General features: G+C 66.8%; 17 protein-coding genes and 2 riboswitches. Of the genes, 8 read left to right on the top strand and 9 right to left on the bottom strand.

Annotated features, from left to right (window positions below):
- Positions 1-7: 7 nt before the first annotated feature.
- The 7 genes from AC5Y6Y_RS20095 to AC5Y6Y_RS20065 form a co-directional block, all read right to left on the bottom strand.
- On the bottom strand, positions 8-1,492 hold the full coding sequence (locus AC5Y6Y_RS20095; protein ID WP_463826779.1) for an aldehyde dehydrogenase family protein: 1,485 nt from the start codon (positions 1,490-1,492) through the stop codon (positions 8-10).
- A gap of 91 nt (positions 1,493-1,583) precedes the next feature.
- A complete protein-coding gene (locus AC5Y6Y_RS20090) occupies positions 1,584-2,801 on the bottom strand; it encodes a cytochrome P450 (protein WP_463826780.1) in 1,218 nt (405 codons plus the stop codon).
- On the bottom strand, positions 2,785-3,789 hold the full coding sequence (locus AC5Y6Y_RS20085) for an SDR family oxidoreductase (RefSeq protein WP_499930160.1): 1,005 nt from the start codon (positions 3,787-3,789) through the stop codon (positions 2,785-2,787). Before AC5Y6Y_RS20085 ends, AC5Y6Y_RS20090 begins: the two co-directional genes overlap by 17 nt.
- Positions 3,782-4,921 (bottom strand): spirocyclase AveC family protein, encoded by a 1,140-nt coding sequence (locus AC5Y6Y_RS20080; RefSeq protein ID WP_499930159.1) that lies wholly within the window; start codon positions 4,919-4,921, stop codon positions 3,782-3,784. Before AC5Y6Y_RS20080 ends, AC5Y6Y_RS20085 begins: the two co-directional genes overlap by 8 nt.
- A gap of 12 nt (positions 4,922-4,933) precedes the next feature.
- On the bottom strand, positions 4,934-6,046 hold the full coding sequence (locus AC5Y6Y_RS20075; RefSeq protein ID WP_463826783.1) for an ABC transporter substrate-binding protein: 1,113 nt from the start codon (positions 6,044-6,046) through the stop codon (positions 4,934-4,936).
- A gap of 84 nt (positions 6,047-6,130) precedes the next feature.
- Entirely contained in the window at positions 6,131-6,982 is an 852-nt protein-coding gene (locus AC5Y6Y_RS20070) for a CbbQ/NirQ/NorQ/GpvN family protein (RefSeq protein WP_463826784.1), read from the bottom strand.
- Between the two features lie 118 nt (positions 6,983-7,100).
- The gene (locus tag AC5Y6Y_RS20065) at positions 7,101-8,759 is read right to left on the bottom strand and encodes a nitric oxide reductase activation protein NorD (protein WP_499930198.1); all 1,659 of its coding nucleotides are present in this window, start codon (positions 8,757-8,759) and stop codon (positions 7,101-7,103) included.
- A 208-nt stretch (positions 8,760-8,967) separates the two neighbouring features.
- Here AC5Y6Y_RS20065 and AC5Y6Y_RS20060 point away from each other — a divergent pair, with 208 nt between their 5' ends.
- From AC5Y6Y_RS20060 to metE, 6 genes are all read left to right on the top strand, one after another.
- A complete protein-coding gene (locus tag AC5Y6Y_RS20060; protein WP_499926762.1) occupies positions 8,968-10,128 on the top strand; it encodes an acyl-CoA dehydrogenase family protein in 1,161 nt (386 codons plus the stop codon).
- A complete protein-coding gene (locus AC5Y6Y_RS20055) occupies positions 10,125-11,207 on the top strand; it encodes an acyl-CoA dehydrogenase family protein (protein ID WP_499930158.1) in 1,083 nt (360 codons plus the stop codon). The genes AC5Y6Y_RS20060 and AC5Y6Y_RS20055 overlap by 4 nt, the downstream gene beginning before the upstream one ends.
- A gap of 2 nt (positions 11,208-11,209) precedes the next feature.
- Positions 11,210-11,857 (top strand): nitroreductase family protein, encoded by a 648-nt coding sequence (locus AC5Y6Y_RS20050; protein WP_499930157.1) that lies wholly within the window; start codon positions 11,210-11,212, stop codon positions 11,855-11,857.
- Between the two features lie 155 nt (positions 11,858-12,012).
- Positions 12,013-13,272 (top strand): TetR/AcrR family transcriptional regulator, encoded by a 1,260-nt coding sequence (locus AC5Y6Y_RS20045; protein WP_499930156.1) that lies wholly within the window; start codon positions 12,013-12,015, stop codon positions 13,270-13,272.
- A gap of 41 nt (positions 13,273-13,313) precedes the next feature.
- A complete protein-coding gene (locus AC5Y6Y_RS20040; RefSeq protein WP_499930155.1) occupies positions 13,314-13,955 on the top strand; it encodes an NAD(P)-dependent oxidoreductase in 642 nt (213 codons plus the stop codon).
- A gap of 65 nt (positions 13,956-14,020) precedes the next feature.
- A riboswitch (cobalamin riboswitch) is annotated at positions 14,021-14,214 on the top strand.
- Between the two features lie 58 nt (positions 14,215-14,272).
- Entirely contained in the window at positions 14,273-16,624 is a 2,352-nt protein-coding gene (gene metE / locus AC5Y6Y_RS20035) for a 5-methyltetrahydropteroyltriglutamate--homocysteine S-methyltransferase (protein ID WP_499930197.1), read from the top strand.
- A 379-nt stretch (positions 16,625-17,003) separates the two neighbouring features.
- Here the strand turns inward: metE and AC5Y6Y_RS20030 are convergent, their stop codons facing one another.
- Together AC5Y6Y_RS20030 and AC5Y6Y_RS20025 are read right to left on the bottom strand one after the other, a co-directional pair.
- Positions 17,004-18,728 carry a DUF3556 domain-containing protein gene (locus AC5Y6Y_RS20030; RefSeq protein ID WP_499930154.1) on the bottom strand — a complete coding sequence of 575 codons (1,725 nt, stop codon included), beginning with the start codon at positions 18,726-18,728 and terminating at the stop codon, positions 17,004-17,006.
- Positions 18,729-18,779: 51 nt separating this feature from the next.
- Complete coding sequence (locus tag AC5Y6Y_RS20025) at positions 18,780-20,252, bottom strand: cobyric acid synthase (protein ID WP_499930153.1); 1,473 nt, start codon at positions 20,250-20,252, stop codon at positions 18,780-18,782.
- An 86-nt stretch (positions 20,253-20,338) separates the two neighbouring features.
- Positions 20,339-20,556, top strand: a riboswitch (cobalamin riboswitch).
- Positions 20,557-20,677: 121 nt separating this feature from the next.
- On the opposite strand from AC5Y6Y_RS20025, the gene AC5Y6Y_RS20020 reads away from it, so the two are divergent.
- Both AC5Y6Y_RS20020 and AC5Y6Y_RS20015 read left to right on the top strand, forming a co-directional pair.
- Positions 20,678-22,363 carry a PPE domain-containing protein gene (locus AC5Y6Y_RS20020; RefSeq protein ID WP_499930152.1) on the top strand — a complete coding sequence of 562 codons (1,686 nt, stop codon included), beginning with the start codon at positions 20,678-20,680 and terminating at the stop codon, positions 22,361-22,363.
- 60 nt (positions 22,364-22,423) lie between these two features.
- Positions 22,424-22,732: a PE family protein gene (locus AC5Y6Y_RS20015; RefSeq protein ID WP_499930151.1), complete on the top strand. Its 309-nt coding sequence runs from the start codon at positions 22,424-22,426 to the stop codon at positions 22,730-22,732.
- Positions 22,733-22,774 lie beyond the last annotated feature (42 nt).

Genomic DNA, 22,774 nt, shown 5'->3' with positions numbered 1-22,774 from the left:
CGCCGGCTCAGCCCGCGGGGTACCCCACCGTCTTGACCTCGGTGTACTGGTCGAATCCGACGACGCCGTTCTGACGACCCACCCCGCTGTCCTTGTATCCGCCGAACGGGGCGTCGGCCGCATACGGAGCGCCGCCGTTGACTCCCATGAAACCGGCCTTGATCCGGCGCGCGACGGCCAGCGAGCGATCCAGCGATCCGGACATCACGTTGCCGGCCAACCCGTACTTGCTGTCGTTGGCGATGCGGATCGCGTCTTCCTCGTCGTCGAAGGGGATGACCGAGAGCACCGGGCCGAAGATCTCCTCCTGGGCAATCGTCATCGAGTTGTCGACGTCGGTGAAAAGCGTTGGGCGGACGAAGAATCCCTTGTCGAAGCCGGTCTCGGCATCCGGTCCGCCGACCAGCGCGGTGGCCCCTTCTTCGACACCCTTGCGGATGTAGCCCATGACGCGGTCGCGCTGCACCTGCGAGATCACCGGGCCGCACAAGGTGCCGGGGTCCTGCGGGTCACCGCAGGTGACGTTCTCGTAGATGCTCTTCAGGATCGCCACCCCCTCCTCGTAGCGGGATCGCGGCAATAGCATCCGGGTCGGGTTGGCACAGCCCTGCCCGGCGTGCATGCACGGCGCGATGCCGATCGCGCAGGCCATCCCGAAGTCGGCGTCCTCCAGCACGATGGTGGCCGACTTGCCGCCCAACTCGAGGAACAGCCGCTTCATGGTGGCGGCACCCTTCTCCATGATCCGTTTGCCGACCACCGTCGAACCGGTGAAGGAGATCAGGTCGACCTTGGGCGACAACGTAAGTTCTTCGCCGACAAGGTGATCCGATGCGGTGACGACGTTCACGACGCCGGCCGGGATGTCCGTCTTCTCGGCGATCAGCCGGCCCAGCCGGGTGGCGTTGAACGGCGTATTGGGCGCCGGTTTGAGCACCACGGTGTTGCCGGCGCCCAGCGCCTGGCCGAGCTTGTTGACGGTCACTTCGAACGGGAAGTTCCACGGCACGATCGCGCCGACCACGCCCACCGGCTCCCGCCAGACTTTGATGGTGGTGTTCGTGCCGGTCAGGCTGATCACCCGGTCACCCAGGTCGGTCTCCCACGCGTACTCGTCGATCAGGCGGGCCGGATACTTCAGCCCGTCGGCCAGCGGGGCGTCCAGCTGGGGGCCGAACGTAATCGCCCGGGGCGCGCCGACCTCGAGGATGAGCTCCTCGCGCAGCTCCTCCTTCTCCTCCTCGATCGCGTCGTGCAGCTGCAACAGACAGCGCTTGCGCAGCTCGCGGTTCGTCGACCAGTCGGTCTCGTCGAACGCCCGGCGGGCGGCGTCGATGGCCCGCTGCATGTCCTCCTTGGAAGCATCCGCGACCTCGCCGAGCGGCTCCTCGGTGGCGGGGTTGATGTTGGTGAAGGTGCCGGCCTGACCGTCGACGAGCTTGCCGTCGATCATCATCTTCGGCTCAAACCGGACCTTTACAGTTTCAGTCATACCTGTCACTCTCTTCTGACTCGTACGAGGGGCTACGGAGAGCCTTACCGGAAACTAGCCGATTGGCAAGTTGCGGCCGCTGCGGGGTCCGCTACCGGGGGTCGAACAGCACCGGAACCGAGGTGGGCGACCGGAAGACCTGCCCGCGGACGTGCGGGTCGTCGGCGTCGGGGTCCAGCCGCAGGTTGGGCAACCGGTCCAGCAGCAGATTGATCGCGGTGCGCATCTCCAGCCGGGCCAGGTGCATGCCCAGGCAGACGTGGACGCCGTGTCCCCAGCCGAGATTCGCCTTGGGAGGGCGGTGGATGTTGAACGTGTCCGGGTCGTCGTACCGGTCTTCCTGCCGGTTCGCCGAACCCAGCATCGGCATCACCGTGGCACCGGCCGGGATGGCCACCCCGCCTAATTCGGTGTCACGGGTGGTCACCCGGGTGATGGTGAGCAGCGGCGACTCCCACCGCACGCCTTCCTCGATCGCCTGCGGCAGCAGCGAGCGGTCCGCGCGGATCGCTTCCAATTGGGCGGGGTCTTTCAGCAGTGCGAGCAGCAGACTGCCCAGCGAGCGGTATGTCGTCTCCACGCCGGCCGGCAGCAACAGGCGCAGAAACGAGAAGATCTCCTCGTCGGCGAGCTTCTGCCCGTCGATCTCGGCCGCGCCGAGGGCACTGATCAGATCGTCCTTCGGCTCGGCGCGCCGAGCCTCGAGAATCGGCGCGAAGTACTCACACAGCGCCGCGGCGGCGGCGAGCCCGCGCTCGGGGTTCATCAGCCAGCTCAGCAGCGAGATCGACCACCGCTGGAACTGCGGGTAGTCCTCTTCCGGCAGGCCCAGCAACCCCGCGATGATCTGGCTGGGGTAATCGAAGGTGAACTCCTTGACCAGATCCGCCCTGCCGTTGGGCGCGAACTCGTCGATCAGGCTGTTGGCCACCCGGGCGACCAATTCGTCTTGGTAGCGCGCCAGGGACTTCTGGGAGAACGCCTTGGAGACCAGCGACCGCAGCCGGCCGTGGACCGGCTCGTCCATGCCGAGCATCACCCGGTCACCGAGCACCGGACCGAAGGCCGCAATGACCGCTGCCGAGGAGTAGGTTTCGTTGTCGCGCAACATCTGCTGGATGTCCTCGTGCCGGTACACGATGAACATCGGCAGCGATTCCTCGTGCGGCAGCGCCCCCGACGTCTCAAGGCGCTGTACCGGCTCCTCGCGGCGCAGCCTCGCCAGTTCGGTGTACGGGTCGCGGACATCCCCCGAGATCGCGTCGTCGAAAGCGCCGAAGTCGTCCAGATCGTCAAACAGCTGTTCCATGCGCATCCTCCCCATCACTTGCCTCCCGGCGGCGCGCCGCCAGGCGCTGCAGTACCGACTGCGGCAGCACCCGTGCCGCGAACACCATGGCGCGCTGATCGATCGTCAACGGCCATGCCCCGTCCTGCATAGCCCCTTGTCTCGGTATGCCCAGGATGACCCGCGACATGTGGTGCATACCTGCTGCGGGCAGAATCCTGCTCAACGCCAACAACATTGACGCATCCGGCCCCACCCCGCGGCGCCGGAACGGCACCCGGTCGTCCAGTGCCTTGACCAGTCCGTCGGTGAAGCGCTCGGGCGGCCTGGCGAGTTTCATCGCAAAGCGCCCGCGGGTGTCCATCGTGGTGTGCAACCGGGCGTACGGCCCACTGAAGTCGCGGTCGTCGATGGTGCCTGCGTCGGTAATGATGTCGGTGTCGTAGGTGCCGGACACCAAGACGGTGACGCCGAGGCCGAATGGCGCGACCTCGCAGGCCATGGCTTCACCCCAACGCTCCAGTGCGCCCTTGGCCGCCGAGTACGGCGCGGTGGCAGGCTGTCCGCGCACGCCGGCGGCGCTGGACACCAGCACGATGCGCCCCCGTCCGGCGGCGCGCATCGAGGGCAGCAACGCCTGCGTGAGCGCAACGGGTCCCAGGACGCTGGTGTCGAACATCCTCTGCCACAACGCCATATCGGTCTCTTCCACCATTCCGGCGGCGGAGATGCCCGCGTTGTGCACCAGCGCATAGGGAGCGCCGACGGCTGCTTCGATCGACTTTGCAGCCGCCGCAATGGACGCGGCGTCGGTGAGCTCGAGCTCCACCCCGATCAGCCGGTCGTCCTCCGGTGTCGCCCCGGTGGCCTGTCGCAGCAGCGCAAGTGCCGCTTCTGGCGATCGCATGGCCGCAACAACGCGCCACCCCTCACGGTACAACCGCACCGCGGAGGCGAATCCCAGCCCACGGGACGCCCCGGTGATGACGACGGTGCGCGGCTCAGCCATGTTTGTCGGTGCCTTGCCCGACGGCGCACGCGCCCTCACCCGGCGGCGGCGGGTCGACGTGCGGCCGTCCGTTCGGCATCCCACTCGCCCACGTCGACCAGATGCCCACCGAGTACGGTCCCGGGGCACCGGCCTTCTCGTAAAAGCCTTGCGGGTCATACACTTTGGCTTCCGGGTACGGCCACGGACAGGCGACCGACGTGGCCAACCCGCTGGCTTTGATGGCGGCGAACCAAGCGCCGTAGGCGAAGTAGGACACGTTGATGATGGCGAACATGACCAGGAAGGTGCCCAGCACCGGTCTACTCGGGAAGAGCTTCGCTTTCGCGGCCAGCTTTTCGGCCACAGCTTTTCCGGTGTCGTCGCGATAGCAGAGGATCGCCGCGGGCACCATCACGAAGGTCACCGAGAACGATTCCCAGATCAGCGGGAACTGGAAGGTGGTCCCGGTGAACACCGATCCCCACGGAATCACCTGCGAGTAGATGTACATGCCCCAGTGCACAAGGGTGTTCTCCAGCAAGGCATCCATCACGAAGCCGATCGCACAGGTGATCAGACCCAAACTGACCAACGGGTGCTTGGACACGAAATGCTGGGGCCCTTTCCTGGCCTGCAGTTTGCGCAGAATCCACACCGCCGGGAAGTACGGGCCGAAATAGAACATCACGTAACCGAAGACGACGAACGGCTCCACCGTCGGCGACAACGACACCAGCGGCCAGGACTCCGGCCAGTGGATGAGGTCGGGGTTGTAGACCGCGAACGGCGCCCAGTTCATGATCGGGTCCTGCCACACAATCAGCGTGGTGCACAGGAACATCAGCATCGCCGGACTGCCCGGATTGCGTCGCCATCCCCTGATGAACACCACCAGCAGCACCACCAACGCCACCGCGGTAGCACTGTCCAGGAAGGTGATGTAGTCCAGGCCGAACATGAATTCGACGGGGCGTGGCCGGCCCTGCACGTTGGGGTTGGCCACCCGCGGATCAAGGGCGGTGCGGCAGTTGACGATGAAGAACAGCGCGAACGCCGCCAGCGCGGCGCCCGCGACCCAGCCGCCCCACTTGCGCTTCTCAGCTGGCGCGGGTGACTTCTGTTCTGCCACAACGGTTTGATCAGTACTCATCGCTGGCGCGCCTCACTCTCCGAACCGATCGACCAAATGCGAGTTGACCCCATCGGCGTCCAGGGTTCGCGCCACCAGATAGCCGGCGCCCATCCACGCCCGACGGGTCCACTTGCCGAACGACACCCGAGTGCCGGGCGCGCCGGAGGCCGCAGGCATCATCTTGACCCGCTCCAGTGCTTCCTTGACTCCGCGTGGACTCAGCGGGTGGGCATCGGTGAACGCCCGCACCAGGGTGGCGGCGACATCGCGATTCACCACGGTCACACAGAATTCGGGGCGACTGCCGTCGTATTTCTGCGCATAGGCGTCCAGGAAGTCCTGCCCGATCTGGTTGGCCTCGTCGTACTGGTCCACCCCGGTCCAGCCCATGAATGCGTTCCACATGATCGGGTTGACCCACGCGTTCTGCCAGGCGGTGGTGGTGAAGCGGGGCGGGTCCCAGTCGACGGCCTGCAACGCGGGATTGATGAAGACGATCCCGAAGCCGAAGCCCAGGTGCACGATCGCTTCGGACTTGGCCTCGTGCAGGGTTCGCACCGCCTCGTTGATGTCCTGGGCGGTCTGTGCCACCGTCACCTCGGCGACGATTCGAATCCCTTTGCGCCGACAGGCACTTCGCAGGTTCTTCAGGTAGCTCTCACCGATCAGGCTCTGCTCCACCAGAACCCCGATCTCGGTGAGTTCGCGTTTCGCGATGAGGTCGGCCAGGAAGATGGGCTCGTCGGTCATCGAGCCCTGGGGGAACGCGAAGGTCCACTCCCCCAGCCAGTCGTCGGTGCCCGTCACGCTGATGGCCGGAACCTTGAATCGCTCCTCGATCGCTTCGCGCAACGGAACGCAGTTGTCGGTGATGTTCGGACCGAAGACCACCAGACAGCCCTCGTCGACGAGTTCGCCGTAGGCGTCGATCACCGCTTTCACCGAACCTTTGGGTAGACCTTCGACCTCGCGGTAGATCATCTGCACCGGACGGTCCATCAGGCCCTGGGCGACGGCCTCTTCGAAGATGAGGTCGAAAGTCTGGGTGAAGGAGGCGAACAGGTCCTCCGGGAAGCCCGGCGGCAGCTTGAAATCCATCAGGTAGCCGACCTTGATCGGTTCCGCCTGGCTTTCGTAGGACATCTGACCTCCCCGGACGACTGCGTGGGACCGCAATCGTCACAAACCTAATATTTGTTCAGACCCTAACGCCGGTGATATGCGGCGTCAATTGCCAGCCCCGTTGGCAGCGCCGAGGTACACCTCGATCATCTCGGCCAGGGCCTTGCCCACTGCCGCGTCGTCGGTCAGCGGTCCGGCTATCGCGGCCAGCGCCGCCTCCGGCATGCTCAGCCCCTCCGCCACCAGCCTGCCGGCTGCGATGAGCACCCGGGTCGAGGCGACCTCGCGGAGTCCACCGGTCTCCAGCCGGCGGATGGCCTGTCCGAATCGCACCAGTTCGGCAGCCGTGTCCGCATCCACCCCCGCCTCGTGCGCCACGATCCCCTCTTCGACATCCGGTGCGGGGAAATCGAATTCGATGGCGACCATACGTTGGCGCGTCGAGTCCTTGAGATCCTTGAGCACGCTCTGGTAGCCGGGGTTGTACGACACCACCAGACCGAATCCGGGTGCCGCGTCCAGCGTTTCGCCCAGCCGCTCGATGGGCAGTTGCCGCCGGTAGTCTGCGAGCGGATGCAACACCACCGTGGTGTCCTGCCGAGCCTCCACCACCTCGTCCAGATAACAGATCGCGCCTTCGCGCACCGCCCGGGTCAGTGGGCCGTCCACCCACACCGTCTCGTCGCCGCGCAACAGATACCGCCCGACCAGATCGGCAGTGGTGAGGTCGTCGTGACAGGCGACGGTGATCAATGGCCGGCCCAGGTCGTGTGCCATCGCTTCGACGAACCGGGTCTTGCCGCAGCCCGTCGGGCCTTTCAGGACCAGCGCCAGGCCCTGGCGGTACGCCGCTTTGAACACGGCCTCCTCCCGGCCGACCGCCTTGTAGTAGGGCCGCAAGTTCTTCACCTCAGGGGTTGCGCCGTTCCGGTAAGCGAGTCCGGACTCGTTGGCCATGGCTTCCCTTCTCCCGCCGTAGGTAGCAGCGTAGCCGGAACAGATGTTTGTTTCAAGTGCGAGGGCCGCTGCTGTACCGATTTGCGTGAACACGCGAACGCTGTTCTGGGACAACAGATCATGACACGCGATGCTGGACCTCCGCGGCGCGCAGGGCGGACCTAAACAGTGGACCGATCACTCCGGCGAGCTGATCCGGGCGGGCGATTGTCGCGTGCGCGGTGCTGCCGAAAACACGGCGCAACGACTGCACATCAGTTCCCGCGCCGATCGTCAGACACACGCATCCGGTGCCTCGCCGACGCGCTTCGGACAATGCGCGGCGCGCGTCGGCCGCACCGTAGGGCCGCTCGTAGCCGTGGTCATAGGCCAGGCCGTCGGACAACACCACCAGCAACCGTCGCGCCGTGCCGCCGCGCGCCTCCAGCACCGTCGAACCGTGCCGGATCGCCGCGCCCAACCGTGAATACGCACCCGGCTCCAGGCTGTTGAGCCGTCTCATCACGCGCGTGTCGAAATGGTCATCAAACCGCTTGACCGGCACCATGTTCACCGCACCCCGCCCTTGCGAGTAGTACGCGTAGAGCGCCACCCGGTCCCCCAGGTCGTGCAGCGCAACGGCCAGGTTGGCGACCGCCGCGCGCTGCTGCTCGTGCACCGTGCGCCCCACCGTGCCGGGCTCGGCGGTCGACCCTGACACGTCAAGCAACAACAGCACCGACAGGTCCCGCCGTCGCCGCAGACTGTCCAGGTACACCGCTTCATCGGGCGCCGAGCCGGCCCGTATCTCGACGCGGGCCTCCACCGCTGCGTCGATGTCGATGTCGTCGCCCTGCGACTGACGATGGCGGCGGTGCAGACCCATGCCGAGTCGAGACAGCGGACGCCGCACGAAGATCGCGCCGTCGATCGCCTGGGTGGCGGCGGCCTTGATCGTGGGTTCGACCTCGCGTACGGTGCACCAGGCAGGCCGATAGCGTTTGTTGCCCGCATCCCATTCGGGATATCGCGCACCGCCGGCCTGCGCCTGATGAATCCGGTCGTCCTCACTCGACGTCGACGCCAGCGACGACACGGCGTACGCCCCGCGCTTTCCGGAGTCGGTGCGATGCGTCGGGTCGTCCGCGCCGGGCGGTCCGCCCCCGCCGCCGGTCTTGCGTGCGGACGACAGCATCTTCTTGAGCCACTTGCCGATGAAACCGCCGCCGCCGACCGGGCTGGTGAACAGGTCGGGATCGTCGGAATCGTCGATCTCGTCGTCGTCCAGCTCCTCGAGCCGCTCCGGCTCCTGCGCCTTCGTGCTCCGCGGAACATGTTGGGTGCCAGCCTGTTCCGTGGCTTCCACCTGCCGCTCGCACGCGGCCAGCACCTTAGCGGCGCGGATAACACCGAATACTTGCGCGGGGTCGTCGAGCACGGTGCGTCCTTCGGCGATTCGCAATGAAGCAGCCGGCGAGTCGCTGCGATCGGCGATGTCGCGATTACCCAGGGAAGCCAGCGCTGTCGGCAACAGGTCGCGGTTGGCGACCAGGGCGCGGTGTGCTTCGATCGACAGATAGCGGTTGGCCAGTCGTCGGTGCCGGACCAGTGCTCGCACGACCTCAGGTTGGAGGCTGCCCGCCGCGATCAATGAGGCCTGCACCGCAACCATCTCGCGCTGACGGCGGACGGTGTCCGACGGATCCAGATAGATCGTCTGGCCGTCGGTCCACGCCGCCGCACCCGATTGCAGGGCCACGACCGCTACCGGACGACCGGCCAGGGCGGAGGCGAGCATGCCCAGCCCCGCACCTACTGGTGCGTCCTTCCCCACCCGCGACCACCACCTTTCGATGACCAAATATCTGTTCCACCGTAGGGTCGGGTCGCGGCGCAGTCAACGAGAGTCGCTCCACCGACGGGGATGCGCCGTGATTGACCAAATATCTGTTCCAACGTAGAGTTCGGCTTGGCCGTAGCCGATCGCATGGGGTCGAATAGGAAACGTGGACTTCTCATACCCGGTGGAAGTTGAGCGCTTCCGCGACGAGTTGCGCAACTGGTTGTCGGCGAATCTGACCGACGAATTGCGCGCCGCCCGGCGACCGTCCGCCCGTGATGACGCGGTATTCGAACAGCTGCGCGCCTGGGACGCGACCGCGGCCGACGCGGGCTGGGGTGCCGTCGCCTGGCCGCGGGAATACGGTGGCCGCGGTGCCACCGTCCTCGAACAACTGGTGTACACCGAGGAGACCACCCGGGCGCGAGCGCCGTTGCCGCTCAATGTGATCGGGATGAACAATATTGCGCCGGCGATCATGCAGTACGGCACCGAATCGCAGAAGACCACCCTGCTGCCCCGGATGATGCGGGCCGACGACATCTGGTGCCAGGGCATGTCCGAGCCCGAGGCAGGTTCCGACCTGGCCGCACTACGCACCAAGGCGGTTCGCGACGGCGACGAATTCGTGGTCACCGGGCAGAAGATCTGGACCTCGCTGGGCCATAAGGCCAAGTGGTGCCAGCTCTACGTCCGCACCGATCCGGACGCCCCGAAACACAAGGGCATCTCGTGCCTGATCGTGGACATGACGCTGCCCGGCATCGAGGCGCGTCCGCTGGTGACACTCAACGGCGACACCGATTTCGCCGAGGTGTTCTTCCACGACGTGCGGGTGCCCGCCGACGCGCTGCTCGGGCCGCTCAACGCGGGCTGGCAGGTCGCCACCACCACGCTGAGCCACGAACGTGCCGGTGCGGCGCGGCTTTACGCCGAATTGCATGTGCGACTGGACGAGCTGATCGCCGACCTGGCGGCGGTGGATGGTGGCGCCGCGCTGGAGGACCCGGTAGTGCTGCGCCGGCTGGGTGAACTCGGCGTGCGGATCAAGTATCTGGAAGTGCTCTGCCTGCGCGGCATTTCCGCGACGTTGCACGGCGGATCCGAGCAGCAGGCACTTGCGGCGGCCAGCCTGGCCAAGACCGTATGGGGTGAGGTCGGGCAGAGCCTGGCCGCTCTGGCTTTCGACGTACTGGGCACCCGCGGCGTGCACGGCCACTGGGCCGACTACCGGTTGTCGTCGCGGTCGCTGACCATCGCCGGCGGCACGAGTCAGATCAACAAGAACATCACCGCACAGCGCGTCCTGGGGTTGCCGCGCCGATGAACCTCGAACTGACCGAAGAGCAACTCGCCCTGCGTGCCACGGTGCGACGCTTTCTCGTTGAGCGGGCACCGATTTCGGAGCATGTACGTCTGCTGCTCGACGATCCCACCGGTACCACCGATGCGGTGTGGCGCGGCCTGGCCGAGCTCGGGGCCACCGGCCTACTGGTGCCGGACGAACTCGGCGGCGCCGGGATGACGATGGTGGAGGCCGGCATCGTCGCCGAAGAACTCGGCGCCGCGCTGCACCCGGGCCCCTGGTTGTCCACTGCCGTGGCAGCCGCGCGGATCCTGACCCGTCTCGGCGGCGATCCGGCCGGGCGGATCCTGCGCGGGATCGCCGACGGCACCACAGTTGCGGTCTTGGCCGAGCAGTCACAAAAGCCCCTCATTTCGTCCCGAAACGGGGGCGTTTGTGTCTGCTCGCCACCGTTGACGGTGCCCGACGCGGTGGCGGCCGATCTGCTGCTGGTCCTTGCCGAAGACGAGGACGGCACCGCGCTGTTCGCGGTAGAGAGCGCCGATGCCGGCGTCACGATGACACCCGAGCGCGGTATCGACAAGACCCGTAAGCAGTTTCGGGTCGATTTCGACAACGCCGGCGCACAGCGGCTCGGTACGCTGACCCCCGACGCCATCGACGCGGTGATCGACGACGTCCTCATCGCGATGGCCGCCGACGCACTCGGGGCCGCGCGAGCCGTGCTGGACATGACCGTCGAATATGCCAAGACGCGAAGGCAATTCGACCAGCCGATCGGGTCTTTCCAGGCCGTCCAACATCTCTGCGTCGACATGTATGAGACGGTGGAGCTGGCGCGCAGCGGTGTGGTGCACGCCCTGTGGGCCGCCGACTCGTGTCCCGAGCAGCGGCACCTGGCGGCGTTGCGGGCCAAAGCTTTCGCCGGCCGGTTGGCCACCGTCGGCGACACCGCGATTCAGGTTTTCGGCGGCATCGGTTTCACCTGGGAACACGATGCGCACCTCTACCTCAAGCGGCTGCTCAGTTGGAGCGCGTATCTCGGCAGCCCCGATCGTTATCTCACCGAGGTGGGCGTACAGCTCGCCGGAAGCACCTGATCATGGATATCGATTACCTGCTCAGCGCCACCCGGTCCGCGCGCAAGTCCCTGGACCTGGATGCTCCCGTCGATCCGGCCGAGATTCGCGCCTGCCTGCAAACCGGGCTGCAGGCCGCGAACGGCTCGAATTCGCAGACCTGGCGGTGGCTGGTGGTCACCGACCCGGATGTGCGCGAGCAGATCGCACAGTTCTATCGGGAGGCCTACCTGCGTCGGGTCGGCGGCCAACTGCTCGGCGAGTTCCTGCCGGCCGGGACGCCGGAGAGTCGGCTGATGTCATCCACCGAGTGGCTGGTCGACAACATGTCCCGGGTGCCGGTGCTCGTCATCCCGTGCTACCAGCCGTATCTGCCGCGCATCGAGGGTGACGAGTCGTTCCATCTGGCGACGCTGTACGGCTCGATCTTCCCCGCGGTATGGAACTTCCAGCTGGCGCTGCACACCCGCGGCTACGGCACGTGCATCACGACGCTGCACCTGCATCACGAGGCCGCGGTCGGCGAGTTGCTCGGCATTCCAGCGAGCTACGTCCAGGGTTGTCTGCTACCTGTCGGGCGGCTGCGCGCCGGCCACACATTCCGGCCAGCTCCGCGAGTGCCGATCGAGAAAGTCGTTGCATCCAACCACTGGACCGGCCCGCCCATTTAGCATGGTCAACGCGTCCGTCGCGGGTCTGTAAGCAGCGCGTTTGCCGCGGCCAGTCTGATAACCTCTAACAAAGATTTGGTTCGGCGGGAGGACGCGATTCGCATGGTGTTCGCTCTGCGATCCGCGTCGTCCGGCAGGCTGGCGCGCCGCCGACCATGACCGACAGCGCAATCGAAAGCGGGACCCGGCGGACCGAGATCCTCGAGACCGCTGCTTCGCTGATCGCTTCCTCGGGTCTGCGTACCTCGCTGCAGGAGATCGCCGATGCGGCAGGCATTCTCCCGGGTAGCCTCTACCACCATTTCGAGTCCAAAGAGGCGATTCTGGTCGAGCTGATTCGTCGCTACCAGGCCGATTTGGACCGCATCGGGCAGAGCGCTCAGGCCAAGTTGAACGAGCCGGATCCGCGTCCGCCCGCCGAAAAGATCGTCGAGTTGGGCCGCGCGATCGCCAACTGCGCGGTGCGACACCGGGCTGCGCTGCAGATGTCGTTCTACGAGGGCCCCAGCGCGGACCCCGAATTGATGAAGCTGACCCGCCAGCAGCCCACCGCAGTGCAGGAGGCGATGCTGCAGACGCTGCGCGCCGCTCGATCCAGTGGCTACATCACCGACGCCGATCTGCCGATCCTGGCCGATCGGATTTGTCAGACCATGCTGCAGGTCGGTCTGGACGTGATGCGGCACAATTCCTCAGCCGACCAGGTGGCGGCATTGCTGTGTCGAATCATCCTGCAGGGCTTGGCATCCCGACCACCTGCGGATCGGGTGCTGGATCGGTCGAAGGCTTTCAGCGCGGCCACCGACGTCATCGACACATGGGCCGACGACAGCGAAGCCGACCCGAGCGATAAAGCGGCTCACTTACGTGCGGTGGCCCGAACGGAGTTCGGCCGCAAGGGGTACGAAGTCACCACCATCCGCGACATCGCATCGGCAGCCGGATTGGGTACCGGCACCGTCTACCGGGTGATCGGTTCCAAAGACGAACTGCTGGCGTCGATCATGCGCTCGTTCGGCCAGAAGGTCGAAGCCGGATGGGTCGCCGTGTTGCGTGCGGAGGCGACGACCATCGAAAAGCTGGACGCGCTGAGCTGGGTCAATGTCAACGCTCTGGACCAGTTCTCCGATGAGTTCAGGATTCAACTCGCGTGGATGCGTCAGTCTCCGCCCCGCGACGCGGTCAACCCGGGTTGGTCCTACACGACCCGGTTGCGTCAGATGAAATCGCTGCTCTCCGAAGGCATCCGGTCTGCAGAGATCGGCCTCGAGGCGCCGTCGGCCACCATGTTGGCGCGCTGCGTCATCGGCATGCAGTGGATACCGGAGAACATCCTGCGCGAGGTGGGCACCCGCACGTCGCTCATCCTGGCGCGGGACACCGTGTTGCGCGGCGTCGCGGTGCGCGGCAAGTAGACCAGTCATCCGTTTCGGGTGCCACGCGTAACGTCGACGTCATGGCGAACATCATCATCATCGGCGGCCACGGCAAGGTCGCATTGCAGCTGGCCCGAATCCTGACCGAGCGTGGCGACCAGGTGACCTCGATCGTCCGCAATCCCGGCCACACCAGCGACGTTGCGGACACCGGTGCCGAAGCGACCACGGCCGACATCGAGGAGCTCGGCACCGACGACATTGCCGGCCTGCTGGCGGGACACGACGCCGTCGTCTTCGCCGCCGGGGCCGGTGGCGGCGACGCGGCGCGCACCTATGCCGTGGACCGCGATGCCGCGATCCGGGTGATCGACGCGGCAGCGCAGGCCGGCGTCAGCCGGTTCGTCATGGTGTCCTACTTCGGCGCCGGGGCGAACCACGGTGTGCCTGAGGATGACTCGTTCTTCGCCTACGCCGAGGCCAAAGCGGCCGCGGACGAACACCTGCGCGCCACCGACCTGGACTGGACCGTGCTGGGACCGGGCCGGCTCACCGTAGACCCGGGAACCGGGCGCATCGCGATAGGCGAAGCCAAAGGATCGGTAGCGCGGGCCGACGTGGCAGCCGTCGCCGCCGCCGTCCTCGCCGACGACTCGACAATCGGCCGGACCGTCGAGTTCAACAACGGCGACGTCCCGATCGCCGAAGCGCTGGCGACCTGAAGATCGCGCACGGAGTAGCCTTGGCGACGCAGCTGGTCTGCCGTCGTCGCACCTGTGGCGCCGGCATCGAGCGAGGCCTTGATGGCTCGCGAGAGGGAATCCGGTGAGAATCCGGAACTGTCCCGCAGCGGTATGCAGGAACGACCGCCGTCTTTGACAAGCACTGGTCCCGAGAACGGACTGGGAAGCGACGGCCAGTAGGAGCACCACCCGGTGCGCGCCTGTGAGTCCGAAGACCTGCCAGCTGTGCCGGACGCGCCGCGTTCGGCGGCACATCGCCTCGTGGAATGGGCGTTTGGCCGGGGCCGTTGCGGTTGATGCATGCCGTAACGCGATCGGTTGCGCGTCCGCGGGCGGTGTCCACACCGTCGAATCCGAAGGACCAGCTCGTGACCGCACCAACTTCTCCGAAATTCACCGCCACCATTACCGGCTCCCCCCGCATCGGCCCGCGCCGCGAACTCAAGCGCGCAACCGAGGGCTACTGGGCCGGCCGCACCAGCCGATCCGACCTGGAGTCGGTCGCCGCGTCGCTGCGCCGCGACACCTGGACTCAGCTGGCCGCCGCCGGCCTGGACTCGGTGCCGGTGAACACGTTCTCCTACTACGACCAGATGCTCGACACCGCGGTCTTGCTCGGCGCGCTGCCGGCCCGCGTCAGTGGGGTCTCCGACGAGTTGGACCGCTACTTCGCGGCGGCGCGCGGCAACGACGACATCTCGCCGCTGGAGATGACCAAGTGGTTCGACACCAACTACCACTACCTCGTCCCCGAGATCGGGCCGTCCACCCGGTTCGCGCTGCACCCCGACAAGGTGCTCGCCGAGCTGAAGGAAGCCCACGAGCTGGGCGTCCCCGCGCGTCCCGTCATCATCGGTCCCGTCACATTCCTGCTGCTCAGCAAGGCCGTAGACGGCGCTACGGCTCCGATCGAACGATTGCAGGAACTGGTGCCGATCTACACCGAACTGCTGGCGCTGATCGCCGACAGCGGCGCCCAATGGGTTCAGTTCGACGAGCCCGCCCTGGTCACTGACATCTCCCCCGACGCTCCGGCACTCGCGGAGGCGGTCTACAACGCTCTGGGTGGAGTGGCCCACCGGCCGTCGATCTACGTCGCCACCTACTTCGGCAACCCGGGCGCGTCGCTGGCAGGGCTGGCCCGCACACCCGTCGAGGCCATCGGTGTCGACCTGGTCTACGGCGCTGACACGGGGATCGCGGCCGTTCCAGAACTGGCCGACAAGACGCTGGTGGCCGGCGTGGTGGACGGCCGCAACATCTGGCGCACCGACCTGGAGGCGGCGCTGGAAAAGCTGACGGCGCTGCGGAGTTCGGCGGCCCACCTGGCGGTGTCGACGTCGTGCTCAACCTTGCACGTCCCGTATTCGCTGGAACCGGAAACCGAATTGGACGATGCACTGCGCAGCTGGCTGGCGTTCGGCGCCGAGAAGGTGCACGAAGTCGTCATCCTGGCGCGTGCCCTGCGCGACGGGCGCGACGCGGTCGCCGACGAGATCGCCGCGTCCAATGCGGCGGCGGCCTCGCGCACCCAGGACCCGCGCTTGCACAACGATCGCGTCCGCGCCCGCATCAATGACATCGTGGCGTCCGGCACGCATCGCGGTGACCCGGCTGAGCGGCGGGCTAGTCAGGAGGCGCGGCTGCAGCTGCCTGTGTTGCCCACCACGACGATCGGTTCTTACCCGCAGACCTCGGCGATCCGCGTCGCACGGGCCGCGCTGCGATCCGGCGAGATCGACCAGACGGAGTACGAGCGTCGGATGAAAGCCGAGATCGCCGACGTCATCAAACTGCAGGAGCAACTCGGGCTGGACGTGTTGGTGCACGGCGAGCCGGAACGCAACGACATGGTGCAGTACTTCGCCGAACAGCTCGACGGCTTCTTCGCCACCGACAACGGCTGGGTGCAGTCCTACGGCAGCCGCTGTGTCCGCCCGCCTATCCTGTTCGGCGATGTGTCCCGGCCGCACCCGATGACGGTCGAGTGGATCACCTATGCGCAGTCGCTGACCGAACAGCCGGTGAAGGGCATGCTGACCGGTCCGGTGACCATCCTGGCGTGGTCGTTCGTCCGCGACGATCAGCCGCTGGCCGACACCGCCAACCAGGTCGCCCTGGCGATCCGGGACGAGACGGTGGATCTGCAGTCGGCCGGGATCGCGGTGATCCAGGTCGACGAGCCGGCGTTGCGGGAATTGCTGCCGCTGCGACGCGCCGAGCAGGACGGGTACCTGCAGTGGGCGGTGGCGGCGTTCCGGCTGGCCACCTCCGGGGTGGACGACTCCACCCAGATCCACACCCATCTGTGCTATTCGGAGTTCGGCGAGGTGATCGGCGCCATCGCCGACCTGGATGCCGACGTCACCTCCATCGAGGCGGCGCGGTCGCACATGGAGGTCCTCGACGACCTCAACGCGATCGGTTTCTCCAACAGTGTCGGGCCCGGCGTCTACGACATCCACTCACCACGGGTGCCGAGTACGCAGGAGATGGCCAAGTCGTTGCGGGAAGCACTGAAAGCTGTTCCCTCACAGCGTCTTTGGGTAAACCCCGACTGCGGCCTCAAGACCCGCCGGACCGATGAGGTGACCGCGTCGCTGGAGCACATGGTGGCCGCGGCGCAGGAGGTGCGCGCGGGTCTGTAGCGCCCACGCTCGCCGAGCGTCACGCCAGCGTGACGTTCGGCGTCCACCGCCACCCCAGCGTGACACTGGACGCGAGGAGAGACTCGCCACGCTGCCACGCTGCCACGCTGCCACGCTGCCACGCTCGCCGAGCGTCACGCCAGCGTGACGTTCGGCGTCCACCGCCACGCCAGCGTGACACTGGACGCAAGGAGAGACTCTGCCACGCTGCCACGCTCGCCGAGCGTCACGCCAGCGTGACGTTCGGCGTCCACCGCCACGCCAGCGTGACACTGGACGCGAGGAGAGACTCGCCACGCTGCCACGCTCGCCGAGCGTCACGCCAGCGTGACGTTCGGCGTCCACCGCCACGCCAGCGTGACACTCGACGCGAGGAGAGTCACTCCGACAGCACCTGGACCGGCACGTCGTCGGCCCAGGGCTGCCGGGTCACCATGTCGGCCACCCGCAGGTAGCCGTGCTCGAATTCCCCTGTGGCGGCGTCGTACAGCCGATAGCGCTGGGTTTGCCGGTGGATGGGCTGCGCGTCGAGCAGCACCACCCGCACCTCGCCGGGTTCGAATTGGCACCGCCGCTGCATGGCCTGGATCAACTGTTCGTTGTGCAGGTGGCCGTCGCCGAAATTCCAGCCGATCGCGGTGCTGCAGATCCGCTCCCCGTCGGTGATCACGTAGTCGTCCTCGTTCTGGCCAGCCATCGCCCGGTGCGCCAGCGTGAACAGCCCTCGGCCGTGCGTGTTGAACCCACGAAACGCATAGCCCATGTAGATCGGTATCTGCGCCGCCTCCGGACTGCCGTAATACCGCTCCAGCTGTGCCTGCGGCATGCTGGCGATGGCGACAATGCCCCGCGAGATCTTCTCGCTCGCAGAGGGTTTCATGCACCACAGGGTGGTGTCCCAGTTCCCGGCGTAGTACCGCATGCCGGGCAGGAAGGAGATCTTGCGCGGCACCAGGTTGCCCGCGATGACAATGCCCACCAACAACGCGAACAGAATGGCAACCGGCACAGGGTGTCTGAGGTCGCCCAGCCCGAGCTTGGGATGGCCGACGAACAGCGTCAGCACCCCGAAGATCATGAAAACGTTCCATTCGAGCGGCACCCCCATCGGGATTGCGGACAAGATCCCCAGGTGGAAGAGCACCATGACGGTGGCGGCCACCGTCAACGGCCACCCGCCGCCGGCGAAGAACAGCACCGGCGGCACACACATCTCGATGAATGTGCTGATGTGGGCGATGATCCGGGACAGCCGGCCGGAGCGCAGGTCGTCGGGAAACTTTTCGAAGAAGCGCCGCTTGAGCCAACGGGTCCGCATCAGCGGGTTGTTGGACATCATCGTCGAGATGACGAACGGGAAGTGCTTGTTGAGCTTTGAGGTGGCCGCCCCCATCCAGATCACCAGGAACACCAGCTTGGCGGCGACGATCATGTCGATACCGCCGAACAAGAAGGTCACCGTCAGCGATCCGTAGACCTCGCCGCGCGCGGCCAGGAAAATGACTTTGTCGCGCAGCCCACATGCGCCCAGCACCAACAGGATCGCCACGATCTGCCACATCGGCAGCAGCCCGACCTTGCTGCCCACCTCCGGTATCGGACCGCTGCCGTCGGTGAACAACGCGGTGAACAGCAAGATCAGCAGCAGCGCATACAGCGCCACGTCGACCGGCTTGCGTTTGGTGCCAAAGGTCAGCGGCACCCGATCCGGCCACGGTGGCAGCCGGATGGTGCCGAACCGTAGCCAGTACAGGATCGAACCCAGCGGCGGGAAGAACCGGTTGTTCAGCGGCCCGAAGCCGCAGCCCAGCCCGACCACCTCGAACAACATGGTGTAGAGCACGACCTTCTCGAACACGATGGGCTCGGCGTACCACGACCGGACATTGGTGAACCCGTCGATTCCCTTGGTGCTCAACACGATCAGCCACCCGATGAGGATGTACAGCAGGATCTTGCCGACGTAGAACAGGTGCAGCACCACCGGCGTGCCGAAACCCACCTCGGCCCAGTGCCGGGCCATCGGACGGATCTTCTCAGCGCGCGTGCCCTTGCTCCACTCGGCGAAGTCGACTTCCGGCAGTTGGGGCTTCAGGAATCCCATAAATTGACACACTAGAACGTGTTCTAGAAGTTTGGGACCTCAAGGCCGACCTCACGGCGCTCCCGGCGGGAGGAAGGGCAGCGCCGGCGGGCTCCCGCGCCGGGCCAACTCGAGTAGTGCGTCGACGTCGAGGTGCTGGTCGACGAGATCGCCGAGCAGGTCGAGGCGGCGCTCGCGGGCAGTGCCGAAGCGGGTGCCCGACGGGGCGATCCCGAGTGTCTCACGCAGGAAGACCTCGCGCAGGGCGTCACCTTCCAGAGAACCGTGCCACATGGTGCCGAACACGGCAGCGGCGCGCGCACCGCCGGGAAACGGGTCTGCGGCGCCGACCTCGACCCGGCCGTGGTGAATCTCGTACCCGGACGCCGGCACCCCCAGCCCCTCACCGCGCGGCAGCCGCAGCACCTTCTGGGCGTCGAACGTCGTCGTCACGTCGAGCAGACCAAGGCCGGGGACCTCGGCAGGTCCGGCCCCTTCGACGCCATGCGGGTCCCGGATCACCCGGCCCAGCATCTGGAACCCGCCGCAGATCCCCAGCAGTGGCTTACCCGCCGCGACGTGCAACCGCACCGCGCGGTCCAAGTCCCGCGAGCGCAACCAGGCCAGGTCGGCGATCGTCGCGCGGGTACCCGGCAGCACGATGAGGTCCGCATCGCCCAGCGCCGGGGGGTCTGCGGCGAACACGACGTCCACTTCGGGTTCCAGCCCCAAAGCGTCGATGTCGGTGAAGTTGCTGATCCGGGGAAGCCGCACCACGACCACCCGGCGGGCCGGCCCGGCTGCGCGCCGGCCCGTCAGATCGAGCGCGTCCTCCGAGTCCAGCCACAGGTCGGGATGCCACGGCAGGGTGCCGTACGCCCGTCGCCCGGTGAGCCGTTCCAGGTCACGCAGACCCGGCGCGAGCAGGTCGAGGTCACCGCGGAACTTGTTGACCACGAACCCCGCGATCAACGCCTGGTCCTCGGCGGACAGCAGCGCGACGGTGCCCAGAAACGCTGCGAACACCCCGCCGCGGTCGATGTCACCGACCACCACAGTCGGCAGTCCCGCGTGCCGGGCCAGTCCCATGTTGACGTAATCGCCTGCGCGCAAGTTGATTTCGGCCGGACTGCCGGCCCCTTCGGCGACAATGACGTCGTAACGGCCGGCGAGGTCGTCGAAGGCGCGGTGTGCCGCCGCGGCGAGCGTCCGGCGTCCTTGGAACCAATCCGTCGAGTCCAACTCCCCCCACGGTCTGCCCATCAACACCACGTGGCTGCGGTGGTCGCTGCCCGGCTTGAGCAGCACCGGGTTCATGGCGGGCTCAGGCACGACTCGAGCCGCGAGTGCCTGCACCCATTGCGCGCGCCCGATCTCTGCTCCCGCGCCGTCCGCACCAACACAGACCATCGAGTTGTTGGACATGTTCTGCGCTTTGAAGGGCGCCACCCGCACTCCGCGCCGCACCAGGGCGCGGCACAGTCCGGCGGCGACGGTGCTCTTGCCGGCGTCGCTCGTCGTACCCGCCACCAGCAGCCCAGACATCAGCACGAGCATGCCAGTCCTTCGCGACGACTGGCCTCAAGGGCGGGGTGTCAAGTATTCTGATGCCCGCAGCTGGTTTGCTGGTGGCAACGTGAGGAGTCGCCGGCATCGAGCGGCGAACGCTCCTTCAGGTTCGTCGCAAGAGGGAACCCGGTGGAAATCCGGGACTGTCCCGCAGCGGTATGCAGGAACGAACGCCGTCATAAGCACTGGCCCATAGCCCGGGCCGGGAAGCGACGGCCAGTAGGTGCACCGAAGGTGCGTGCCTGTGAGTCCGAAGACCTGCCAGCTGTGCCGGACGCGTCGTGTCCGGCGCACGTCGCCTCGTGGACTGGGCGGACGGCCTTTGCTGGAATGTCATCGTTCCAGCGGCTGGGCGTTCTGGGAGTGGCGACGGGCATCCCGTCGTGTCAAAGGAACGTTCGATGACCGCCCCGATCTGGTTGGCTTCGCCGCCGGAACTGCATTCAGCGCTGTTGAGCAGCGGGCCCGGACCGGGCCCATTAGAGGCGTCCGCGGCGGAGTGGACCGCACTCAGCGTGACCTACACCGAAGCGGCCGACGAGTTGTCCGCGCTGCTGGCCGATGTGACGGCGGGCGCTTGGGCCGGCCCGACGGCGGCCGGCTATGTGGCCGCCCATGCGCCGTATCTGGCGTGGCTGACGCAGGCCGGCGCCGACAGCGCTGCGAAGGCGGCCCAACAGCACGCCACCGCCGTCGCCTACACGAGCGCGCTCGCGGCGATGCCGACCCTGGTGGAACTGGCCGCCAATCACGCCACGCACGCGGTGTTGACGGTCACCAACTTCTTTGGCATCAACACCATTCCGATCGCACTCAATGAGGCCGACTACGCACGCATGTGGATCCAAGCCGCAACCGTGATGGGCACCTACGAGGCGTTGTCCACGGCGGCGGTGACCGCCACCCCGCAAACCGGTCCGGCTCCGGAGATCCTGCGAGCCGAGGCGCAGCGGGTCGCCACAGCAGCGGAATCCAGCACTCCATTCGAGCAGTTCCAGCAGTGGTTGTGGCAGACCTACACCACTTTCTACAACGACGTCATCCAGCCGTTCATCGACGCGATCGCCAATCTCCCGTACTTCCAGGCGATGTTCGGCGGTTTCGACCCCTACCTGGTCATCCTCGGCAATCCGCTCACCTACTTCAGTCCGCTGAACATCGCGTTCGCCCTTGGCTACCCGATGGACCTCGCGACCTATGTGACACTGCTGTCCCAGATGTTCTCGTTCGTCGCGCTCGACCTCACCGCGGCGTTCGCGTCCGGCAATCCGGCGACCATCGGTTTCACCATCTTGTTCGTCACCGTCGAGATCATCGGCACCGTGGTCACCGACACCATCGCCCTGCTGAAGACGACGTTGGAGAGCACTCTGGTCCTGACGCTGGCCGTCGTGCCGCTGCTGACCGCTCCGCTGGTGCCGCTGGCGGCCGGAGCGGTACTGGCGCCGCTGGGCGTCAAAGGTTTGCTGGCATTGGCCGCGGCGGCGCCGCCTCCGCTGCCCGGCGCGACTCCCCAACCGCCGGTGGCGGCGTTGGTCCCCAGCGTCCCGTCTTCCACGCCAGGCCCGACGCCGACTGCCGTGGAAGCGGTGACGCCGTCGCCTGCCCACGCACCGGTGACGCCACCGACTGCCGCGCCCCCGTCGGTCACCGGTTCGGGCATCGGTCTGGGTATGCCGGACTACGGCTACCTGGTGGGGGGTTTGAGCTTGGCGGCCAAACGGGGGTCGGCCAGCGCAGCGCGGAGGAAGGCATCGGAGCCCGACGATGCCGCTGCCGCGGCGCCGGCGCCCGCACCCGAGGAGCCCACCGGTGCGCCAAAACGCCGTCGCACCAGAGCTTCTGTGGTCGGCCGCGGTCGGGAATACGCGGATCTGGATCCGACGGAGAACGTGGCCGTCGACGACCGGTTGGCCTTGGTCAGTGCGTCGGGCAGAAACGCGGGCACACTGGGATTCGCCGGTGTCGCACCCGAGCGCGGAGCCAGGCCGGTGGGGTTGATCGCCGACGACGATCCCGCGCCACGCGTCCCGATGTTGCCGAACACGTGGGAACCTGATGATCAATCGGAGGTGAACCACCGTTAAGCGCACGAAATAGCCCGCTTTCCCCGATAATTGGACAAACCCGGCAGAGGAGTGTGACTCATGACGTTGCGAGTGGTTCCCGAAGGACTGGCCGCTGCCAGCGCTGCGGTGGAAGCGCTGACCGCGCGGCTGGCCGCCGCGCACGCCGCAGCGGCGCCGTTGATCACCGCGGTGGTGCCGCCGGCGGCCGACCCGGTATCGCTGCAAACTGCTGCCGGGTTCAGCGCTGCGGGCCAGCAGCATGCGGCCATCGCGGCCCAGGGCGTCGAAGAACTCGAGCGGGCCGGCGTCGGCGTCGGCGCCGCGGGGGCGAGCTACATCGCCGGTGATGCGGCGGCCGCCGCGACCTATGGGATTTCCGGCGGCTAGCCGTACAAAGAATTCGAATCGACAAGGGAGAGAAGGAGAGTC

Source organism: Mycobacterium sp. NGS24 (genome assembly GCF_059813065.1).
The sequence above is the reverse complement of the archived record's forward strand: the minus strand, read 5'-3'. Positions and strand labels throughout refer to the sequence as shown.